This is a genomic window from Sorangiineae bacterium MSr12523 (assembly GCA_037157775.1).
Taxonomy (GTDB): Bacteria; Myxococcota_A; Polyangia; order Polyangiales; family Polyangiaceae; genus Pendulispora; species Pendulispora brunnea.
In genome coordinates, this window is record CP089982.1 from 10593108 (window position 1) to 10610289 (window position 17182).

Sequence of the window (17182 nt, forward strand, 5' to 3'; positions counted from 1 at the left end):
CCTCGAACGGTCCTGCTAAGCAGAGTCCGTTCCCGAGGGCGCGGCCCCGAAATGCCGTCGAATTCCGCAAACCAAGGTGCGATCCCGCAGATCGACTGATGCGATCTCCGAGATCGCCCGAATGAAGCCGTGCTCTCGGCAAGGGACGCGCCAGCTCGAAACGTGTTGCGGCTTTCTCGTCGTTCCGGCCATGCGCGGCATGTGGACCGCACACCGTGGGCGGAAGTGACAATTCCGTTGTGGAAGCAATCCTTCGATAAGACCGCATCGTGGTAGGCTGTCTCGGGCGGTACCGGATTCGAGAGGCCGTTGGCCGAGGCGATGGGCGTCGTACCTCGCCCCGTCGTGGGCATCGAGTGATGCGTCAGGCGTTGACCGGCCAGGGCGTATCGCGCGGACCGGCCATCCAATTGTCGTGGCGGCCGTCGAAGTACACGACCTTCAATGCATTGGGGTCGATGCCGTCGAGGCAATTGACGTTGACTCCCACGTACGCGCCGCCCAGAACCTCGAGATTTCCAGTTCCGAATGCGTGGACCCCGCAATGCTTGCAGAAGCGGAAATTCCCGGTTTTGCCGCCCCAGGAATAATCGCCCAGGCTGCCCTCACCCGAGAGGAGCCGAAACGCATTCGGCTTCACGATGGCCGTGGTGCCGCTTCGCTTGGTGCACCAGCTACAATTGCAACGGCTGACGCCCTGGGCCAAATCGATGTCGACTTCGAAGCGAACGGCTCCGCAATGACAGCCGCCGGCATGCTTGGTGGGTTGGCTCTGCGCTTCGCTCATGATGGCTTCCTTTCTCGTATCTCGTAAGTGGTGGACGAGAAGAAGGTAGCCGCCGCCACTGTCAGCCTTGTGTCAGTTTTGACGGGGCCGCCCTTTCGCTCCACATTGGAACGAGTACCGTCAGCGCGCCGCCCATGCAACTGCGCCAATGCGTGCGCTCGGCTGCGCCGGTGAGGTGGACGGCCAGTAAATGGCTTTCAGAACGGTGGTTGGAAGAGGCGCGCCACGGCCCCAGACCGTGGGGCTTGCCGTGTTCTGCGCGAAGTTCTTCCGTGCACGATCCACGAAAAAGGGATGAACCGCGCCATCGGTGCGCTCGAGCGAGTTGTCCTCGTACACTTGGAACTCGTCGCGTGCGACGACGCGGGCGGCACCGTACGCACTTTTGCCGCCGTCTACGACGGTGAGCACGGACCGCGCGCCGCCCGATCCGGACAAAATGTTGTTCACCAGCCTCACGTTCTCGGCGTTGCACGTGTTGGCAAGCGCGCCGTTCGAGCGCGGTTCACAATGGTCCGGGTTGTTCGGTTGGAGCGGTGTGCCGGTGGCCGTACTGCAGATTTTGCCGCCCGGCAATGTGTCGCCTTCGACGCAACGAGAATCGTCCACGATGCTCACATCGGCCGCGTTGTTATCGACGGCCGTGTTGTTCCAGATATCGATGCTGCGCGAACCGGAGAGGGCAATACCCGATTCCCCATTGTCGTGAGCGACGTTCGAAGCGATGACCGCATCGTGGGATACTTCGTACAAGATGCCGTTTTTCTCGTTGTACCGGAGCACGTTGCGGGCAATGACGTAGGGCTGGTTCGCATCGTTGGTTCCGCAGCCTTGGTCGCACCAGAAGCCCGACGAGGCGTTGCGTTCGAACACGTTGTTGAAGATGACCCCGCGCAGGCCGTGCGTCACGTTCATTCCCGCGCGACCCGAGTTGTCCCAGCGGCGCACGTTGTTGTACGAAATCGAGTTATCGTAAACGGTAAGATCGTCGGAGTCGCTGCCATACACACCGGTCCATCCGTTGTTGACGATGGTGTTCCCAGAGATGCGTACGTGGTGCGCCCGTGCCACCATGACGCCGCCCGCCGCATTGTTGGCAACGGTGGAGTTTTCCAGCACGCCCCCCGACTCGGACTCGGCGTCTTTGTAAAAGACAATGGGCGAGTTGTAATACGAATGGCCGCCGACCACCTTTTTCCAATGGACCACGCAGGTGGCGTACCCCTCGATGTCGAGCCCGGCGATTTTGACGTTGGAGGCCTTGCTCATGATGGCAAACAGCTTGCTCGCGAGCTCGATTTGGCTCGGAGGGTCGGCCAAGGTCACCACGTTGTACGCTGGATCGTAGGTGTATTGGCCGCTCGCCGGCACGACGGCTTGGCTCACGCGCTGGAGCGGAATGCCATCTCGAAAGAGGGCAAACGGCGATTCCGAACCATAATGCCGGCCGGTACCGCCCAAAAGAGAATCGTCCGCGCAACTCTGCTCGAGCGGTGCCGTGTCGACCGATGTCACGGTGAGGGTGTACGGGCCGGAGCCGGAAAAACCAGCCAAAGCCGTGCTCCCGAGGAGGTAGACGACTTCGCTTTTGTAGCGCTGAATGGTGATGTCGTTGCGGGTGACGGTGAGCTGCCCTTCGCGGTACGTGCCGCCGCGCATGACGATGGTCCATGTGGGACCCGCCGGCTTGCCGTTGGCGACTTGAAGCGCCTTTCCCAGCGTCTGGTACGGCGATGCGGCCGCGCCCGTGCCCGAAGCGTCATTTCCGTTCGTTGCGACGTAAAGGACGTGGGCCGCGGGAGGCTCGTAATACGCCGTGGGCGGTGCGGGCCTCGCATAGACGGGCGCGAAAGCAATCTCCTGGGGACTCGAGGGTATGCGCTCGTTCGTCGTGCTCGCCTCGTCGCATGCGGAGCATCCGAGAATGCTCCCCATGAAAACGGCGATTCGAATCATGCACCGGGTGCAGTGCAATCTGCAGACCTCGTGCGTCGCGGGGGCGCTACGGGTGCGCGGGGCGGTGGCGTGTCAACCATCCGTTGACACGATCCACTGAACGACCGACAAGATTGAAGCGATGGCATCTCGATCGCTCACGGAAATGAGCAAATTCCTGAGTTACGTGTTGCGCCACGCGCCGGGGTCGATCGGGGTCGTGCTCGATAGCAACGGGTGGGCCGAGATCGATCAGCTCCTCGAGCGATGCCGGGCGCACGGAAAGCCCATCTCGCGCGAAACGCTGGAGACCATCGTGGCCACGAGCGCGAAGCAACGCTACGCCATCAGCGAGGACGGCCGGCGCGTGCGCGCGAACCAGGGGCACTCGATCGAGGTCGATCTCGGCTATATGCCGGTGGATCCACCGGAAGTGCTCTTTCACGGTACCGTGACCAGCAGCGTGGACGCGATTCGCGCGGGCGGCCTGCAAAAGATGAACCGGCACCACGTGCACCTTTCGGCGGACATCGAGACCGCGCGCCATGTCGGCATGCGCCGCGGGAAGCCGGTGGTGCTCCGCATCGCCGCGGGGCGGATGCATCGGGATGGCCATGTCTTTTTTCGCTCGGACAACGGCGTGTGGCTCACGGAATCCGTTCCGCAGGATTACATCGAGTGGTAACTCGACGCGGCGATCTTCGAGCAAGAACCTGACGAGCGTCATGCACGCGTTGCCGCCCGAAGGATCGGGCGAAGCGCGTCGTTGATCAACGGGAGCTCCTCCACGTCACGCGCGGCAATCCAGCGCCTCTCACGCGTGCGGTGCGAGAGGGCCGTGAATCGAAGGGGCGCCGCCGCGCGCAATGCGAAATAGCGAACGCGCTTGACGTGTTGCCGTGACCCGTCGCCAACGACATAGTCGACATGGGCCAGCTCTCCGTCGACCCGAAGTGCGGACTCGATGCCCGCCTCCTCCCGCGTCTCGCGAACGGCAGCATCGGAGGGCAGCTCGTCCCACTCGATGCCGCCCTTGGGAAGTTCGTATTGGTCGGCGCGCACGCGAATCACGAGGGCCTCGCCTTCATGAACGAGGGCGCCGCCGGCGCTGATCTCGCTGGGTTGATCAGGCAGGTCCAAGACCAAATCGGGAATCCATCCGCGGGTGCGCACCTGCTCGAGAAACCACGAGGTGGGGGCGTTCTTGCGCCAACCCGCCGGGGCATCGACTCGGTCGGAGACCATGAAGATGGAGAGCAGCCGCAGGTCGACCTCGGATGCGAGGCGGCGCCATGCCTTTTCGGAGGGCGGTTGCCCCTTCGTGCTGGAGCGGTACCAGGGGAGGCTGGTGTCGTGCCATCGGACGAGGGCGAGAAACTCGGGATCCGAGACGCCGCAGCCGCGCAAGACCTCCAGCGAGCGCTCGGGCCGCGCGGTGCCGGTAACTTTGCCGATGTCGTGGGCGCGCCCCAAGTCCTCGAGCAAGCAGATTTCGCGCTCGGTGCAGCCATTGGCCTTCGCCAGGGCCTTGGCCCGGGCCGCCACCGCCTCCGAGTGCACCAGAGCATTGGCGGCAGTGTGCCGGCGCGGATTGAGCTGCACGCGCGCCAGCCGTTGATAGGTTTCTACGAAGTGTACATTGTTCGATATGCGTTCCATGCACGAGAACCTACGCAGCGCAGGGCTCTACTGGAACTAGTATGTTCTTATGAACTATAGTGTGACATTATAGTTCGAGATGGATTACGAATGGCTCTTCTCGTTCGTGGTGTTCGCCGAGCACTTGAACTTCACGCATGCCGCAAAACAGCTGCACATTTCGCAGCCTGCGCTGCATGTTCAGATCAAGAAGCTGACCGAGGCGGTGGGGCGTCCTCTTTATCGCCGTAACGGAAAGGCATTGGTCCTCACACCGGAGGGGAAACGGCTTGCGGCGCACGGGCGTGAAGTCCAGGAACGCGGTCGTTCGGTTTTGGAGGAGCTGCGCGGACAGTCTTCGTCGGGGCCGGTGGTTCTGGCCGCAGGACAGGGAGCATTTCTCTATTTGCTCGGGCCGGCCATTCGTCGTTTTCCAAAAGAGGCGTGGCCGCTTCGTCTGCTGTCGATGAATACGCCGCAAGCCCTCGAGGCCGTGCGCGAGGCGAAGGCGCACCTTGGCGTGGTCGTGCTGGAGCATCCCCCGTCGGATCTCGCATGCACGCGCCTTTGCTCCGTGGGTCAGATGGTGGTGCTCCCCGCGTCCCACCGGCTCGCCAAGCGCCGCATGCTGCGCCCAAGCGATCTCGCGGGGGAGCGGCTGGTGGTGGCGCCCGAGGGAAGCCCGCACCGCACGATGCTGGAGCACCTTTTGCGCGAGCACGGTCTCGAGCCGCAGGTCGCCGTGGAGGCCACCGGGTGGGAGCCCATGCTGCAGTTCGCGCGCTACGGGATAGGGCTCACCGTGGTGAACGACTTCTGCCCCGTGCCCAAAGGCCTGCTCGGCATCCGCCTCGAGGGTGCGCCCGCAGCCATCTACTGGCTGCTCCACCGCCCGGACTTTGGCCACCGCGGTGTGGAGGCGATGCGCAAGCTCGTCGTCGAGACCATTCCGCGCTAGTCGCAGGTCCGCAGGCGACGCAAGAGTACGAGGCTCAATGCGGAGAGGCCCAGTGCGAGCGGCGGCGGTGTCTGCGATGAATCGTCGCCGGGGACGGAGCATCCACCTCCCCCGGAGGATCCTCCGGATACGCATGCACTCGTGTAGCCGTGTCGGGGCGTCGGATCGCAGGCGTCGGCCAAAAGCGGGCCGGCCGCCGTCACGCGATTCTGGTCCGGCTTGTACACGCCGCAGATGCCCGATGTGTCGTCCGACGACAAATCGCGCATGGTCATGGCCCGATACGCGGCAAACATGGTGGCATCTTCCGCGGAGGAATGCGCAAATCCGAGAACGTGCCCGGCCTCGTGCGTGGCAATGCTCGGTAGGTCCACCGCGCCCGACGGTAGGGAGTCGGCAATGGACAATGGGCGCCGTTGGTAGGCGTTGATTTCCATGTCGGCGTCGAACATTTCGCCCGTGCTGGGATCGTAACGCACGGTGGTGAGACCGAGCGTATTCGTTGCATCCATGTGGTCCCACGAGCCGTCGCGAAACACGATGACGTTTTGATTCGGCCCATCGGAATTGTATCCAACGGTCCCACACTCGACCGGGCCCAAGTAACTGACCTGAATGCTCACGCGCGAGGCGGCATCGGTCGAGCAGGTGGTTTTCGTCCAGGTCTCGAACGCGCGCGCGAAGACGCGTTCCGCGTCGCTCAGGGACACTTGGCGACTCGCGTCCTTCTGCAGGCTGTACCCGATGCAGGCATTCTTCCAGTAGAGCGGCTTGCCATGCGGGCAACACGCACGCTGCTCCCGCTCATTCCATCCGGCACACCGATTCGTGCCGGGCGGATCGTTGGCCTCACGGCCCGTCATCGTCCGACAAAATCCGTGCGCATGCGAAATGCGCCCCAACATGGCGCCTGCCAGCGCCACGATCACAAGCATCGTCCTAAGTTCCATGAAGTCGACGGCACCGCCGTCACCCGATGGAGTGGCCGCCACGTCGCGCTTTTGTGACCGGCAACGATTTTTCGCATAGCCGCGCCCGCATCGCCTAGCGATGCGTCGAGGGGGTTGCCATGGATTCGCGATTCGCGAATTGCGAATCCCCCGTAACCTCCCTCCCCCATCGCGCAGCTAAGCCCCTGCGCCCAGCAGCCCCCGTGCGAGGTGGTCGACGCGTTTGAGGAGCGCCGGTATGCGATGGTCACCGGCCATGCGCCGAACGCCGTCAGCGGCCTCGTCGAGCGGGATGCCGACGGCGCTCACGAGCAAGGGCTTCGCGCTCTCACCGCGCAGCACCTGGGCTGCCCCCGTTTCGCCTCGAAATGCCGTCTTGGCCACGCCCACCACCGCCACACGCCCGCCCAACGCTTCATGCAAGTGTGCCCCCAGACCGGGACGCCCGGCGGTATCGAGCCACACGTATCCGTCGACGATCACGAGAGTCGGAAGCGCACCCGCTGCCTCGAGCACACGCAGGAGCGGCGGTAACTCCCGCTTGAAAAACTCGCCCGGCACGTATGGCGCCACCTCCGCAACCTCCACGACATGCTCGGCAGCGGACGCCACACTCGTCCATTCCTGAAATTGCACGCACGCGGCACGGGCAATTCCGTTTTCGTACTGAACATCCACCGCACAAAACATGATTCCATCATCTGGCAAGAGCACGCTTTTCCCATAGCGCGAAAACACCATCGGCCAGCTCTTTCACGGCTTCGATTCCCTTCGGACCGCGCTCGACCCGTCCCAGCCACGTTGCGGGGAGCCCCTCTTCACCCACTTGCGCACCGCAGAGGGCGCCCGCCATCGCGGCGATGGTGTCGGTATCGCCACCTGCCAAGATGGCATTTTTCACGACGTCGTCGAAATGGGGGGCCCATCGCAAAAAGCAAAAGAATGCGAGTGGAACGGAGTCTTCGGCGACAATGCCATTCCCGAGGGCCGATGCCGCTGTTCGGCCGTCGGCTTGCTCGCGTGCGAGCTGCCATGCGTTCTCGATTTTCGTGGCGAGAATCGTCCCTGCCACCGCGCGCGCTTGCGTGACCCGCGCCAGGAGGCTCGACACCGGCTCGCGGGCGAGCACCGCCCCGAGTGCAATGGCCATAGCCACAGCGCCGCCGCGCCCGAGCGGATGCGCATGCGTGATCCCCGCCGCTTCTTCGGCAAACGCCGCAAGGCTCTCCATGTCATCGTGGTAGGCGCATGCAATGGGCACCCCGCGCACTGCCGCACCGTTTCCCTTCGAACCTTCGGCCCATGACGAGAAGCCCACACCGCGGCCACTTCGAAATGCCTCCAATGCGCGCCGCATGCCGCTTCCGTATCCGCGCGTGGGCTCATAATTCGCGGCCAGCGTAGCGAGAATGTCCATCGCGGAGACCCGACCCGTGCGAACGATGGATTCCGCCACGGACATCATCATTTGGGTATCGTCCGAATAGAACCAAGGGCCCTTGCCGGCGAGCCTCGCGTCCAAGGCGGGCGCGAGGCGCGAATCGTTTCCTGACATCATCTCGAACAGCCGGCCGAGCGCATCCCCGAGCAGACAACCGAGAAAGGCGCCGCGGAATCGCGAGCGCAATTGGAAATGATTCTCCATGCCGTGACGAACCACGGCGTGCAGCGCGCTATTCCGCTTTCGGCAGCGTTGTCACCGGAGCCGCGGGAGCAGCCGCTTTTGCTTCGTCGGCATTCGTCGTGGCAACCGCGCTCGGTCGATAGACGATGCATGCAGCTCGATATCCGAGGCGGCCGATGGGCAGGTTTCCAATGACCTTCACGCCATCGCAACCATGGCTGGCGGCCATCTGGCGAATCTCCGCGAAGAGCTCCTCTTTGCTGGCACCGTTGCTCTGACGTCGCCGCGCATCGATGGTCCCCACCTCGACGTAGGGTTGGCTCGGCTCCTTGCCGTCGAAGAACTCCACGTCGGCCGGCAGACGCGCGTGCATCTCGCGTGGCGGTGGATTCAACGGCACGTAACTCACGGCCACTCCACATCCCCCGAGGAACGAGACCAACGCCATCGAAATACCGGCCATGCGTCCCTGCATCATCTTGGTTCCCATGATTTGCCGTCCTATACGCGAGCGCCCCCGCCCCGTCCACGCCCGCCAAACTCGCGACGTCACGACAACCGCGTCTCGAAAAGACGGTTGCCGTTGACCTTTCGCGTAGCGGCTCGGTCAAAAGCGACCATGCGGCTCGCACGAGCCCCAGGCGCGCTGACACGATGCGGCACGAAGTTTCCGTTTGACAAGATTGATGACGGCCATCATTTATGCCTCCGCAATCGCGGGCGTGCGCTCGCCGGATTGCTGAAGGTCTCGCGGAGTCGCCCTCACTCGAAGCTCAAAGGAGCCGTCGCATGTCCAAGCGATCCCTGGTCCACGGCGCAACCATCGTTGTCGCCGTCTCCACCTTCCAATGCTCGGCGGATGAGCAATCTGCCCCTTCATCCAAGGATAAATTCAATCCAATCGATCAATCGTTGGCCGCCGCCTGCGGCACGACCAACGTGGCATTGAATCGCCCCACCGCGGCCTCCTCCGTCGAAAGCGGCGCTTTTCCCGCAAGTGCGGCGACGGACGGAAATACAGGCACCCGTTGGTCGAGCGCATTCGGCGATCCCCAATGGATCCGAGTCGATTTGGGATCCGTCCAAACCATTTGCGGAGTTCGACTCAACTGGGAGACGGCGTACGGCAAGGCGTACCAAATCCAAGTATCCAACGATGGTAACGCGTGGTCGAACATTTACAGCACCACCAATAGCCCCGGCGGCACGGAAGACCTCACGGTCAACGGGAGTGGCCGTTACGTGCGCGTCCTCGGAAGCCAGCGTGCCACCCAATGGGGATATTCACTTTGGGAGCTGCAAATCTTCGCCGCCGGTGGCGCAACCGATGGCGGCATCCCCGACAGCGGCACCAACCCGCCCGGTACATTCTGGGACGCGAGCGGAATACCGCCCGCACAGAATGTCATGATGTTCAAATTCCTCAATCGCACCAACGGCGTGCGCAAAGATACCGAGCTCTATTGGAGCTTCAAATCGGGCTCGATCAACGAGACGCACTCCTTTGCGGAAAGACCGTTGTACGACATGCCGGCAAACTCCGCGGGCCGGCTCTATTTCTACGTTTGCCTGACCGGCGACACGGCCTGCGCGTCGGATCCGACGAAAAGCCGGTATTTCGATTTCATCGAGCACACCATTGGTCCGCACCAATACAATGGCAACACCACGCGGGTGGATGCATTCGGCCTGAAGATCGCCATGTTGCTGCGCTCCCACGATGGATCCGAGCTCACCGTCGGTGAGGATTATGCGACCTTCGCCGAAGACCGTGCGGTCACCTTCCAGAAATTCGTGGACTCCGTACCGGCCGAGTTCAAAGGACTCGCCCAAGCTCCCAACGCACCATATCGCATCGTGGAGCCGGGCGCGGGCGGCTTCAATGCCGGTGGGCCGTATCAGCATTATTACGACAGCTACGTAAATCAGATCTGGTCGGCGAACGGTATCACCATCCCGAAGCCCGGCCCCAATGGCGACGGCCTCGGTGCCTACCCCGATCTCTCGGCGGCCATTTATCGCCACGTCGGTGCGGCCCCGGGCACGTTCAACTCCGCAGGCAAGCTGCTCAACCAGCAACTGTGGGCCAACGCCTCGACCTTCTACACGGCCGCACCGGCGAACTACTATGCCAAGTTCTGGCACGACCACTCCATCGGCGGCAAAGCTTACGGCTTTCCCTACGACGACGTGGGTGGCTATTCGACGTTCATCTCACATGACAATCCGCAATACCTCCTCGTCGCCGTCGGCTGGTGACGGCGGATCCTACGCGTCCCGCACCGCGGACTCGAAGCTCGCAGCTTGGGCGGCACGCCACGGGCGGGCGTAGGACTTTGGCAATTCGGTGGCGAGGAGCGCCCGGGGCGCGAGGTACTCGTACATTTCGCCGTAGTGCTTCGATTCGGTCGGGCTGATGCGGCGAAGGATATGCCACGGGCGCAACTCGGAAGGGTGCGACAGGCCGGCGGCGCCGAGGATTTCCGTGAACGCGCGCACGGTGTTGCGTTGGAAATTCGTCACGCGGACGGCCTTGTCGCCCACGACCAGGCCACGGACCAAATCCGGATCTTGCGTCGCCACCCCCGCGGGGCACGTATTCGCGTTGCACTGTTGCGCCTGAATGCACCCGAGGGCGAACATCATCGCGCGGGCCGAATTGCACAGGTCCGCGCCAATGGCGATTTTGTGCGCGATATCGAAGCCCGTCACGATGCGACCGCTGGCGATGATGCGGATGCGGTCGCGCAAACCTACGCCGTTCAGCGCGTTGTGCACGAACACCAGCCCCTCGACCAGGGGTGTGCCCACCACGTTGGAGAACTCGAGCGGCGCCGCGCCCGTGCCGCCCTCGCCACCGTCGACCGTGATGAAGTCCGGCGTGATGCCCGTTTCCAGCATGGCCTTGCAGATGGCCAAAAATTCGCGGCGCTTGCCCACGCAAAGCTTGAAACCAATGGGCTTGCCCTTGGCCAGCGTGCGCAGCTTGGCGATGAATTCGCACATCTCCAGCGGCGTGCCAAAGCTCGAATGCGTCGGCGGTGAAATCACGTCGTGGCCCATGGGCAGCCCGCGGATCTCGGCGATCTCGCGTGTGAGCTTGGCCGCCGGGAGAATGCCTCCGTGACCCGGCTTGGCGCCTTGGCTCAACTTGATTTCAATCATCTTCACGACATCGAGAGAGGCCTTCTCCTCGAATCGGCTCGCATCGAAGTTGCCGTTGGCGTCGCGGCAACCGAAATAACCCGTGCCAATCTGCCAAATGATGTCGGCGCCCTCGGCCAAATGGTGCGGCGTGAGACCGCCCTCGCCGGTGTTGTGCGCAAACCCGCCCGCTTTGGCCCCGCGATTCAAAGCGCGAACGGCGTTGGTGCTGAGCGAGCCATAGCTCATGGCCGACACGTTGAGCACCGCGGCGTCGTATGGCTGCGTGCAGTCGGGCCCGCCCACGCGAACCCGCGGAGGCTCCTCCGCGGGTTGCTTGGCCATGAGCGAATGATTGATCCATTCGTAGCCAAGCGAATAGACGTCTTTCTCCGTTCCAAAGGGCACGGTGTCGGTCACGTTTTTCGCGCGCTGGTAGACGAGCGAGCGCAGATCCCGACTGAAGGGTCGCCCCGAGGAGTTGGACTCCACGAAATACTGCTGAAGCTCCGGCCGGATCGACTCGAACAAATAGCGAAAGTGCCCAACCACCGGGAAGTTGCGCCGGATGGAGTGCTTGCTCTGCACCAAGTCGTAGAGGCCCAATAGAAAAATGGCGCCCACGGGGACGAGAAACACGATGAACCATTGGACGTACCACGAGAGCGCCAATGTCAGCGCGAATGCCCACGAGGATACGAGAAAGAACAGGTTACGCGGGGATACCTTCACCCTGACGAAGATACATCACAGTCCCTCCACGATGTAGAGGCGCGAAAGCGTCTCGCTGGTGCAATAGGCATAGGAGCGACCGTCGGCGCTGAGAAAGAGTGTCATGATGGACGACAACCCCGGCCGAAGGCCACCGGGCGGAAGTGACATGTGCTCCGTCACAGTCCCGGACGGGAGCGCCACGCGGCGAATTCGGACGGGGAGCGATCGCGTTCGCAGGTAAATCCCCGTTCCGTCCTCGGTAAATCCCGCAGCGAGGTGATCGGCAAAGTGGCCCGGCACCTCCCCCAGACTCTCGCCTTGCACGCCATAAAGGCGCAGCACCCCGTCGGGCCCCACCCCGGCAAAGCGATCGCCCTTTGGCGAAATCGCGGGCAACGGGGCGACGCCCTCGGGGGTGAGCGGCCGCGGACCGGCCTCGTCGAGATCGTGAATCCAAACGCGCGGAAGGTGGCCCGTCCCCTCGATGCCGCGAAAGAGAATGCGCCGGCCATCGGGAAAGAAGCGAACCTCGAACACCGTCGCAACGGGACCGAGCGAAAGCTTGCGCGCCCCGCCCGGCCCCGTGGGAACGAGGGACAATGTCATCGGCATGCCGTGAAGGGCAACGATCACCCAGCGGCCATCCGGTGAAAGCGCGAAAGGCATCCCATTTCCAAGTCGGACCGGTGGCGCGCCGTCGGTCGTTCGCAGATAGGCGCCGTAATCGGGCCCTTCGCTGGCGTCTTCGTCGGAGTAGACCATCGAACGGCCGTCGGCGGAGAGGCCCGTCAGGTAGGCGCCGGAGGTCGACGTGAGATCCTGTTCGCCCTGGGCATTGCCGACATAGAGCGCGGTGCGGTGCTCGCGGTGATCGACCAGCGCTTTTCCGTCGGCCGAAATATCGTGCAAGAGAATGCTTCCCGCCATGCGGTCCACGAGGCGCGGCTCGCCGCCCGCTTCATCGATGGCGTAAAGCCCGTAGTCGGCTCCGGTGCGCGCAGCGGTAAACCATATTTCTTTGCCGCCTGGTGCCCATGCAAGGCCGCGGATGCTGCCCCAGCCTCCGGAAAGCTCGCGCATCGGACCATTTCCCTCCAAAAGAGCCACCGCGCCCATATCGTCTTTTGGATCGCGGTGAAACAGGAATGCCAATTTGTCGCCGCGGGGCGACACGCGCAAATGGCTTGGCCACGCCTCGCCCTCGTAGCGTACGTTCCCAATGGGGTATTCGATCCGATACCGCGTTTCCGTTTTGCTGACCGCCGCGAGCTCGGCACCATTCGGACTCCAATCCGCCTCGAAAACGCGCTCCAGCACCTCGCGAGGCGCGCCGCCGCCGAGTCGCAGGCGCGCCAAGGTGCCGCTCGGCGTCCCCATTTCGAAGAACTGCGGATTGAGCAACATGGCCAGCTCGCCTTGCGCTGAAATGCCACGCACGTCGGCGTTCAGGCCGAGCGGTTTGGCGCCGGGCAGCTCGGTGCGCATGGTGTAAAGCTGCGCGGGACCACCGTCCCACGAAGCGCTGTACACGACCGTGTGCCCGTCGTGCGAGTAGCGCGCCGAAAGGACGTTCCCGCGCGCGAACGTGAGCGGCCGGTACGTCGGCCGCTCCGTCGATTCATGCGCAACGGTGTGACGCCCCACGAAGAACGCGAGGGCCATCCCCGCCAGCGCAACGGCCGCCAGCGCAGCCAGCGAGCGGCGCGATCGCGGAGGCTCGGGGCGCGCGAGCGCGGGCGCTTTTGCGAGTGCCTCCAATTGAAAGGCGAGATCGTGCGCGGATTGATAGCGATTGGCCGGCGACTTGGCCAAACAGCGCGCCACGATGGCCCCGAGTTCGCCCTCGCACGGTGGCGGCTCGTCGCGCAAGGTGGCGGTCATGCGCTCCACCGGGCTGCCGGCACCAAAGGGCTTTCGACCCGTGGCCATCTCGTAGAGCACCGCGCCCAGCGCGAAAAGGTCCGTCCGCGCGTCGACCTCCTCGCTGCGAATTTGCTCGGGCGACATATAGCCCACCGTCCCCACGAGCACCCCCGGCTCCGTGGCAAGGCCGGGTTGGAACTCTTCGAACGAGGCCACCAGCCGCGCCACCCCAAAATCGAGAACCTTGCAGCTTCCACCCTCGCAGAGAAACACGTTGTCCGGTTTGAGATCGCGATGGATGACCCCATTGTCGTGCGCCGCCCCGAGCGCGCGCGCAAGCTGCGCCCCCAAGCGGCACACCTCCGGCATGGCGAGCTTTCCGCGCGCGAGCCGTTCGCCAAGGGTCATCCCCGTGAGCCATTCCGTCACCAAATAGGGAACCCCGTCGTGCGTCCCCACGTCGAACACCGTCACCGCGTGCGGATGCGCGATTTTACCGGTGGCACGTGCCTCGACTTGGACGCGGGCGAGCCGTTCCGAATCGCCGGCGAACCGCGCGGGCAGCACTTTGATGGCCACGTCGCGCCCGAGGCGAGGATCGCGCGCACGGTACACCTCGCCCATTCCACCGCGGCCGGCAAAGGCCACGATGGTGTACGGCCCCACGCGTCGGCCGGCGGCATAACGCGCCGGCTCCTTCTCGACGAACCACGTTTTTGCGAGACTTGCGACGAGCGCACAGCACTCGTCGCAGCCACTCAGATGCGCCTCGAGGTCGGCGCGCTCGGGCGCACGCAGCCGATCTTCGACGAAGGCCAACACGAGTTCGTCGGACAGGCACGCATGCATCGGCCCATGTTATTCAGGAATCGCAATCCGCTCCACGCGAAAGGGCAACGTCGGTGTTCCCTGGCCGTCGGCCGCGGCCAATTGGCTGATGGCCACCCAGGCGCTCCCTCGGTAAAGGGCTGCCGTCGTCGGCTGCGCCAACCCGCTCGCAATGACGCGTTTCGTCCCGCGCCCGCCGTCCAGCTTCACCAGCACGACGTTGCCCGCCCGGTGTTCTTCGACGAGGAGCGTTTCGTCGTCCACGATTTCGATCCCGTCGGGGAAATCCAAGGGCGGATCCACGGGAATGACCTTCGCCAGCCCGGCGCTTCCATCGCGCCAAATGGGCACGGACAAAAGATCGCCCGAATCGGATTTGACCACGAGGAGCTGCCGGCGACGTCGATCGAACACGATTCCATTGACGGTGATGGGCCCCGGCCCGGGCTGGAACAGCGGATCACTCGACCATGTTTCCAACTTCGTTCCGCCCCGCGGTAGCCGCACGATGGTGTTCGCCGCCGCGTCCGTCGCGTACACGTTCCCGCGATCGTCCACGATCAGATCGTTGCAAAAGCCATCGATGCCGGGAAGCTCGTATTGCCCGGTCAGGGCGCCGGTGCGCAGATTGTAGCCGTGAAGGTAGGCCACTTGCTTGGGCAACAGATTGTCATCGTCGACGCAGGCCCATAGCGTGTCGTGCCGCGCGTCCACCGCAACGCCAATGACATAAAAGTTTTCCCGGCCGGGCACGAATGTCTCGGCCACGGCAGCATTGGGGCGCGCCCGCGCAATGGATCCATCGCGGATGCTCCCGATATAGAATGTACCGTCCGGCGCCACGGCGACGCCCTCCGGGTGAAACTTGGCGCCGGGCAGCGTGATCCCGGTGCGCGGGTCATCGCAGGCCACGGTAAGGGATGCCGCGAGGAAAAGCATTCGAACGAGGTGCATGGCAAAGGCCTCCTGCAGCCCTGACACCGCCGGCACGGCCGTTTGCACACTTCCTAAAAAAAAAAAACGCGACTACCCGGCCTCGCGGAAAATGCGGACCAGGCTGACGTCGAGTTGGCTCATGAGCAGCGCGGCGATGCTCTCGGCATCGCTCGGTCCCACCCGCAGACGCTCGCGCAGGCGATGCAAGGTCGCCTCGGACAACTGCTCGCGCGCGCAGGCCAGCCAGCGCGACACCGTGGAAAGGTGAACGCGGTAAAGCGCGGCCAGCGCCTCGAGCGCGACCCCCTCGGCGTGGTACAGGCGCAGAAGCGTGCGATCGCGCGCCGACAATTCGGCGACGGCGCCGTGCAATGCCTCGCCGAAGGCCTCGCGGTATTGCTCGCGTGCGTAGACCAGCTCGGGGCTTGCGCTCGCCGCGCCGAATCCCTCCGCCCCTGCCGCCTCGTCACGCGCGGAGGCACGCCGGGCATGCCGTTTCAGATTCAACGCCGTGCGCACCGCCGCAACGCGAACGAAGCCACCGAGCGTGCCCCGGCCGCCGTAGCCGGCAAGGCCGGGCTCGCGGCCATCTTGGCCTGCCACGAGAAGCGACGCGCGCAACGCCTGCCGAACCTCGTCGGCAAACGCCGGCGCGCGATCGATGTGCGCCACGAAGGCGCCAATCTCACGCAGGTGCTCGCGCTCGAAGGTCGCCAGCGCAGAACGATCTCCACGGAGGCATGCCAATGCCAACTGGAGATCGTCCTCGAGGCTGCCCATCGCGGGCGAATCTTACACTGCCCGGCCTTCGATCACCGAGATGTACGCTTCCGTGGGAACGATCCGGGTCAGCTCGAAACCCGCCCCGGCGAAGAGCTTGCGAAACTCGTCCGCCGTTCGCTCGCGGCCGCCGCCGGTGAGCGCGAGCATCTCCAAGTCCATCAGCTTGCTGAAGTTCGCCTCGTTGGGTGCCGGAACGACTTGGTCGACCACGAGCACCTTGCCCCCCGGCACGACGGCGCGGCGGCAGTTGCGCAAAATCATGTTGCATCGCACATCGTCCCAATCGTGGATGATGTGCTTCATGATGTACGTGTCGCCGCCTTCGGGGACCGATTCGAAAAAGTCGCCACTGGCCACGACCGTGCGTTGCGTGAGTTTCTCGGCCTGCAGGAGCTGCCTCGCCCCCTCGGCCGCGTGGGGCAAGTCGAACACGGTGGCGGTCACCTGCGCGTGGGCCTTCAAAATCGTCGCAACCAGGTATCCATGGCCTCCGCCGACGTCGACCAACTTGCGAACGTCGCGGAAATCGTACGCCGAGACCACCGCCTGCGCGGCGCCTGCACTGATCGACGTCATGGCATCGTTGAACACCGCGGCCAACGGAGGACACGTGCCAACGAACTCGAATATGGGCTGCCCGTAGGTGTGATCGAATGCGGGCTCGCCCGTGCGAACGCTATGAATCAAATCGCCCCAGGCACGCCACATGTGCTCTTCACCGAGGAAGCGCGCATACCCATTCAAATTACCGTGCACGTCGCGGCGCAAATATTGGCCGAGCTCCGTGAGCTGGAACGTGCGCCCATCACCCTCGTGGAAAAGGCCGACGTTGGTGAGCGCGCGAAGCACCCGGTACAACGCGTCTTCGTTCGCGCCCACCGCGGCAGCCAAATCGGCCGTGGAGCGCGCACCTTCTTTCAAATGATCCGCAACACCGAGCTCGGCGGCGACGGATATCGCTTGGCTAACCCATTTTCCCGTAATCAATTGCATGAGAGCCACCGCAGGCGGCGGCACATTGC

Annotated in this window: 15 protein-coding genes; 3 read left to right on the forward strand and 12 right to left on the reverse strand. The window is 63.9% G+C overall.

Features of this window, described 5'->3' with window-relative positions; translation table 11 throughout:
* Window positions 1-364: 364 nt before the first annotated feature.
* Both LZC95_41675 and LZC95_41680 read right to left on the reverse strand, forming a co-directional pair.
* On the reverse strand, window positions 365-787 hold the full coding sequence (locus tag LZC95_41675) for a GFA family protein (GenBank protein ID WXA92948.1): 423 nt from the start codon (window positions 785-787) through the stop codon (window positions 365-367).
* Window positions 788-907: 120 nt separating this feature from the next.
* Complete coding sequence (locus LZC95_41680; GenBank protein ID WXA92949.1) at window positions 908-2722, reverse strand: right-handed parallel beta-helix repeat-containing protein; 1815 nt, start codon at window positions 2720-2722, stop codon at window positions 908-910.
* Window positions 2723-2864: 142 nt separating this feature from the next.
* On the opposite strand from LZC95_41680, the gene LZC95_41685 reads away from it, so the two are divergent.
* Window positions 2865-3407 carry an RNA 2'-phosphotransferase gene (locus LZC95_41685; GenBank protein WXA92950.1) on the forward strand — a complete coding sequence of 181 codons (543 nt, stop codon included), beginning with the start codon at window positions 2865-2867 and terminating at the stop codon, window positions 3405-3407.
* Window positions 3408-3445: 38 nt separating this feature from the next.
* Here the strand turns inward: LZC95_41685 and LZC95_41690 are convergent, their stop codons facing one another.
* Window positions 3446-4381 (reverse strand): NUDIX domain-containing protein, encoded by a 936-nt coding sequence (locus LZC95_41690; GenBank protein ID WXA92951.1) that lies wholly within the window; start codon window positions 4379-4381, stop codon window positions 3446-3448.
* 79 nt (window positions 4382-4460) lie between these two features.
* Between LZC95_41690 and LZC95_41695 the strand changes: the two genes are divergently transcribed.
* Entirely contained in the window at window positions 4461-5318 is an 858-nt protein-coding gene (locus tag LZC95_41695) for a LysR family transcriptional regulator (GenBank protein WXA92952.1), read from the forward strand.
* Here LZC95_41695 and LZC95_41700 read toward each other — a convergent pair.
* From LZC95_41700 to LZC95_41715, 4 genes are all read right to left on the reverse strand, one after another.
* Window positions 5315-6253: a matrixin family metalloprotease gene (locus LZC95_41700; protein ID WXA92953.1), complete on the reverse strand. Its 939-nt coding sequence runs from the start codon at window positions 6251-6253 to the stop codon at window positions 5315-5317. The genes LZC95_41695 and LZC95_41700 overlap by 4 nt on opposite strands.
* 192 nt (window positions 6254-6445) lie before the next feature.
* Entirely contained in the window at window positions 6446-6958 is a 513-nt protein-coding gene (locus LZC95_41705; protein ID WXA92954.1) for an endonuclease V, read from the reverse strand.
* A gap of 7 nt (window positions 6959-6965) precedes the next feature.
* On the reverse strand, window positions 6966-7913 hold the full coding sequence (locus LZC95_41710) for an ADP-ribosylglycohydrolase family protein (GenBank protein WXA92955.1): 948 nt from the start codon (window positions 7911-7913) through the stop codon (window positions 6966-6968).
* A gap of 28 nt (window positions 7914-7941) precedes the next feature.
* Entirely contained in the window at window positions 7942-8382 is a 441-nt protein-coding gene (locus tag LZC95_41715) for a hypothetical protein (GenBank protein ID WXA92956.1), read from the reverse strand.
* 299 nt (window positions 8383-8681) lie between these two features.
* Between LZC95_41715 and LZC95_41720 the strand changes: the two genes are divergently transcribed.
* Window positions 8682-10151, forward strand: a complete 1470-nt coding sequence (locus tag LZC95_41720; GenBank protein ID WXA92957.1) for a beta-1,3-glucanase family protein — start codon at window positions 8682-8684, stop codon at window positions 10149-10151.
* Between the two features lie 9 nt (window positions 10152-10160).
* On the opposite strand, the gene LZC95_41725 is transcribed toward LZC95_41720, so the two are convergent.
* From LZC95_41725 to LZC95_41745, 5 genes are all read right to left on the reverse strand, one after another.
* A complete protein-coding gene (locus LZC95_41725) occupies window positions 10161-11768 on the reverse strand; it encodes an FMN-binding glutamate synthase family protein (protein ID WXA92958.1) in 1608 nt (535 codons plus the stop codon).
* Window positions 11769-11783: 15 nt separating this feature from the next.
* Window positions 11784-14462, reverse strand: coding sequence for a protein kinase (locus LZC95_41730; protein ID WXA92959.1), 2679 nt, complete (start codon window positions 14460-14462; stop codon window positions 11784-11786).
* A 9-nt stretch (window positions 14463-14471) separates the two neighbouring features.
* Entirely contained in the window at window positions 14472-15395 is a 924-nt protein-coding gene (locus tag LZC95_41735; protein WXA92960.1) for a hypothetical protein, read from the reverse strand.
* 72 nt (window positions 15396-15467) lie between these two features.
* Entirely contained in the window at window positions 15468-16157 is a 690-nt protein-coding gene (locus LZC95_41740) for a hypothetical protein (GenBank protein WXA92961.1), read from the reverse strand.
* 12 nt (window positions 16158-16169) lie between these two features.
* Complete coding sequence (locus tag LZC95_41745) at window positions 16170-17153, reverse strand: acetylserotonin O-methyltransferase (GenBank protein ID WXA92962.1); 984 nt, start codon at window positions 17151-17153, stop codon at window positions 16170-16172.
* Window positions 17154-17182 lie beyond the last annotated feature (29 nt).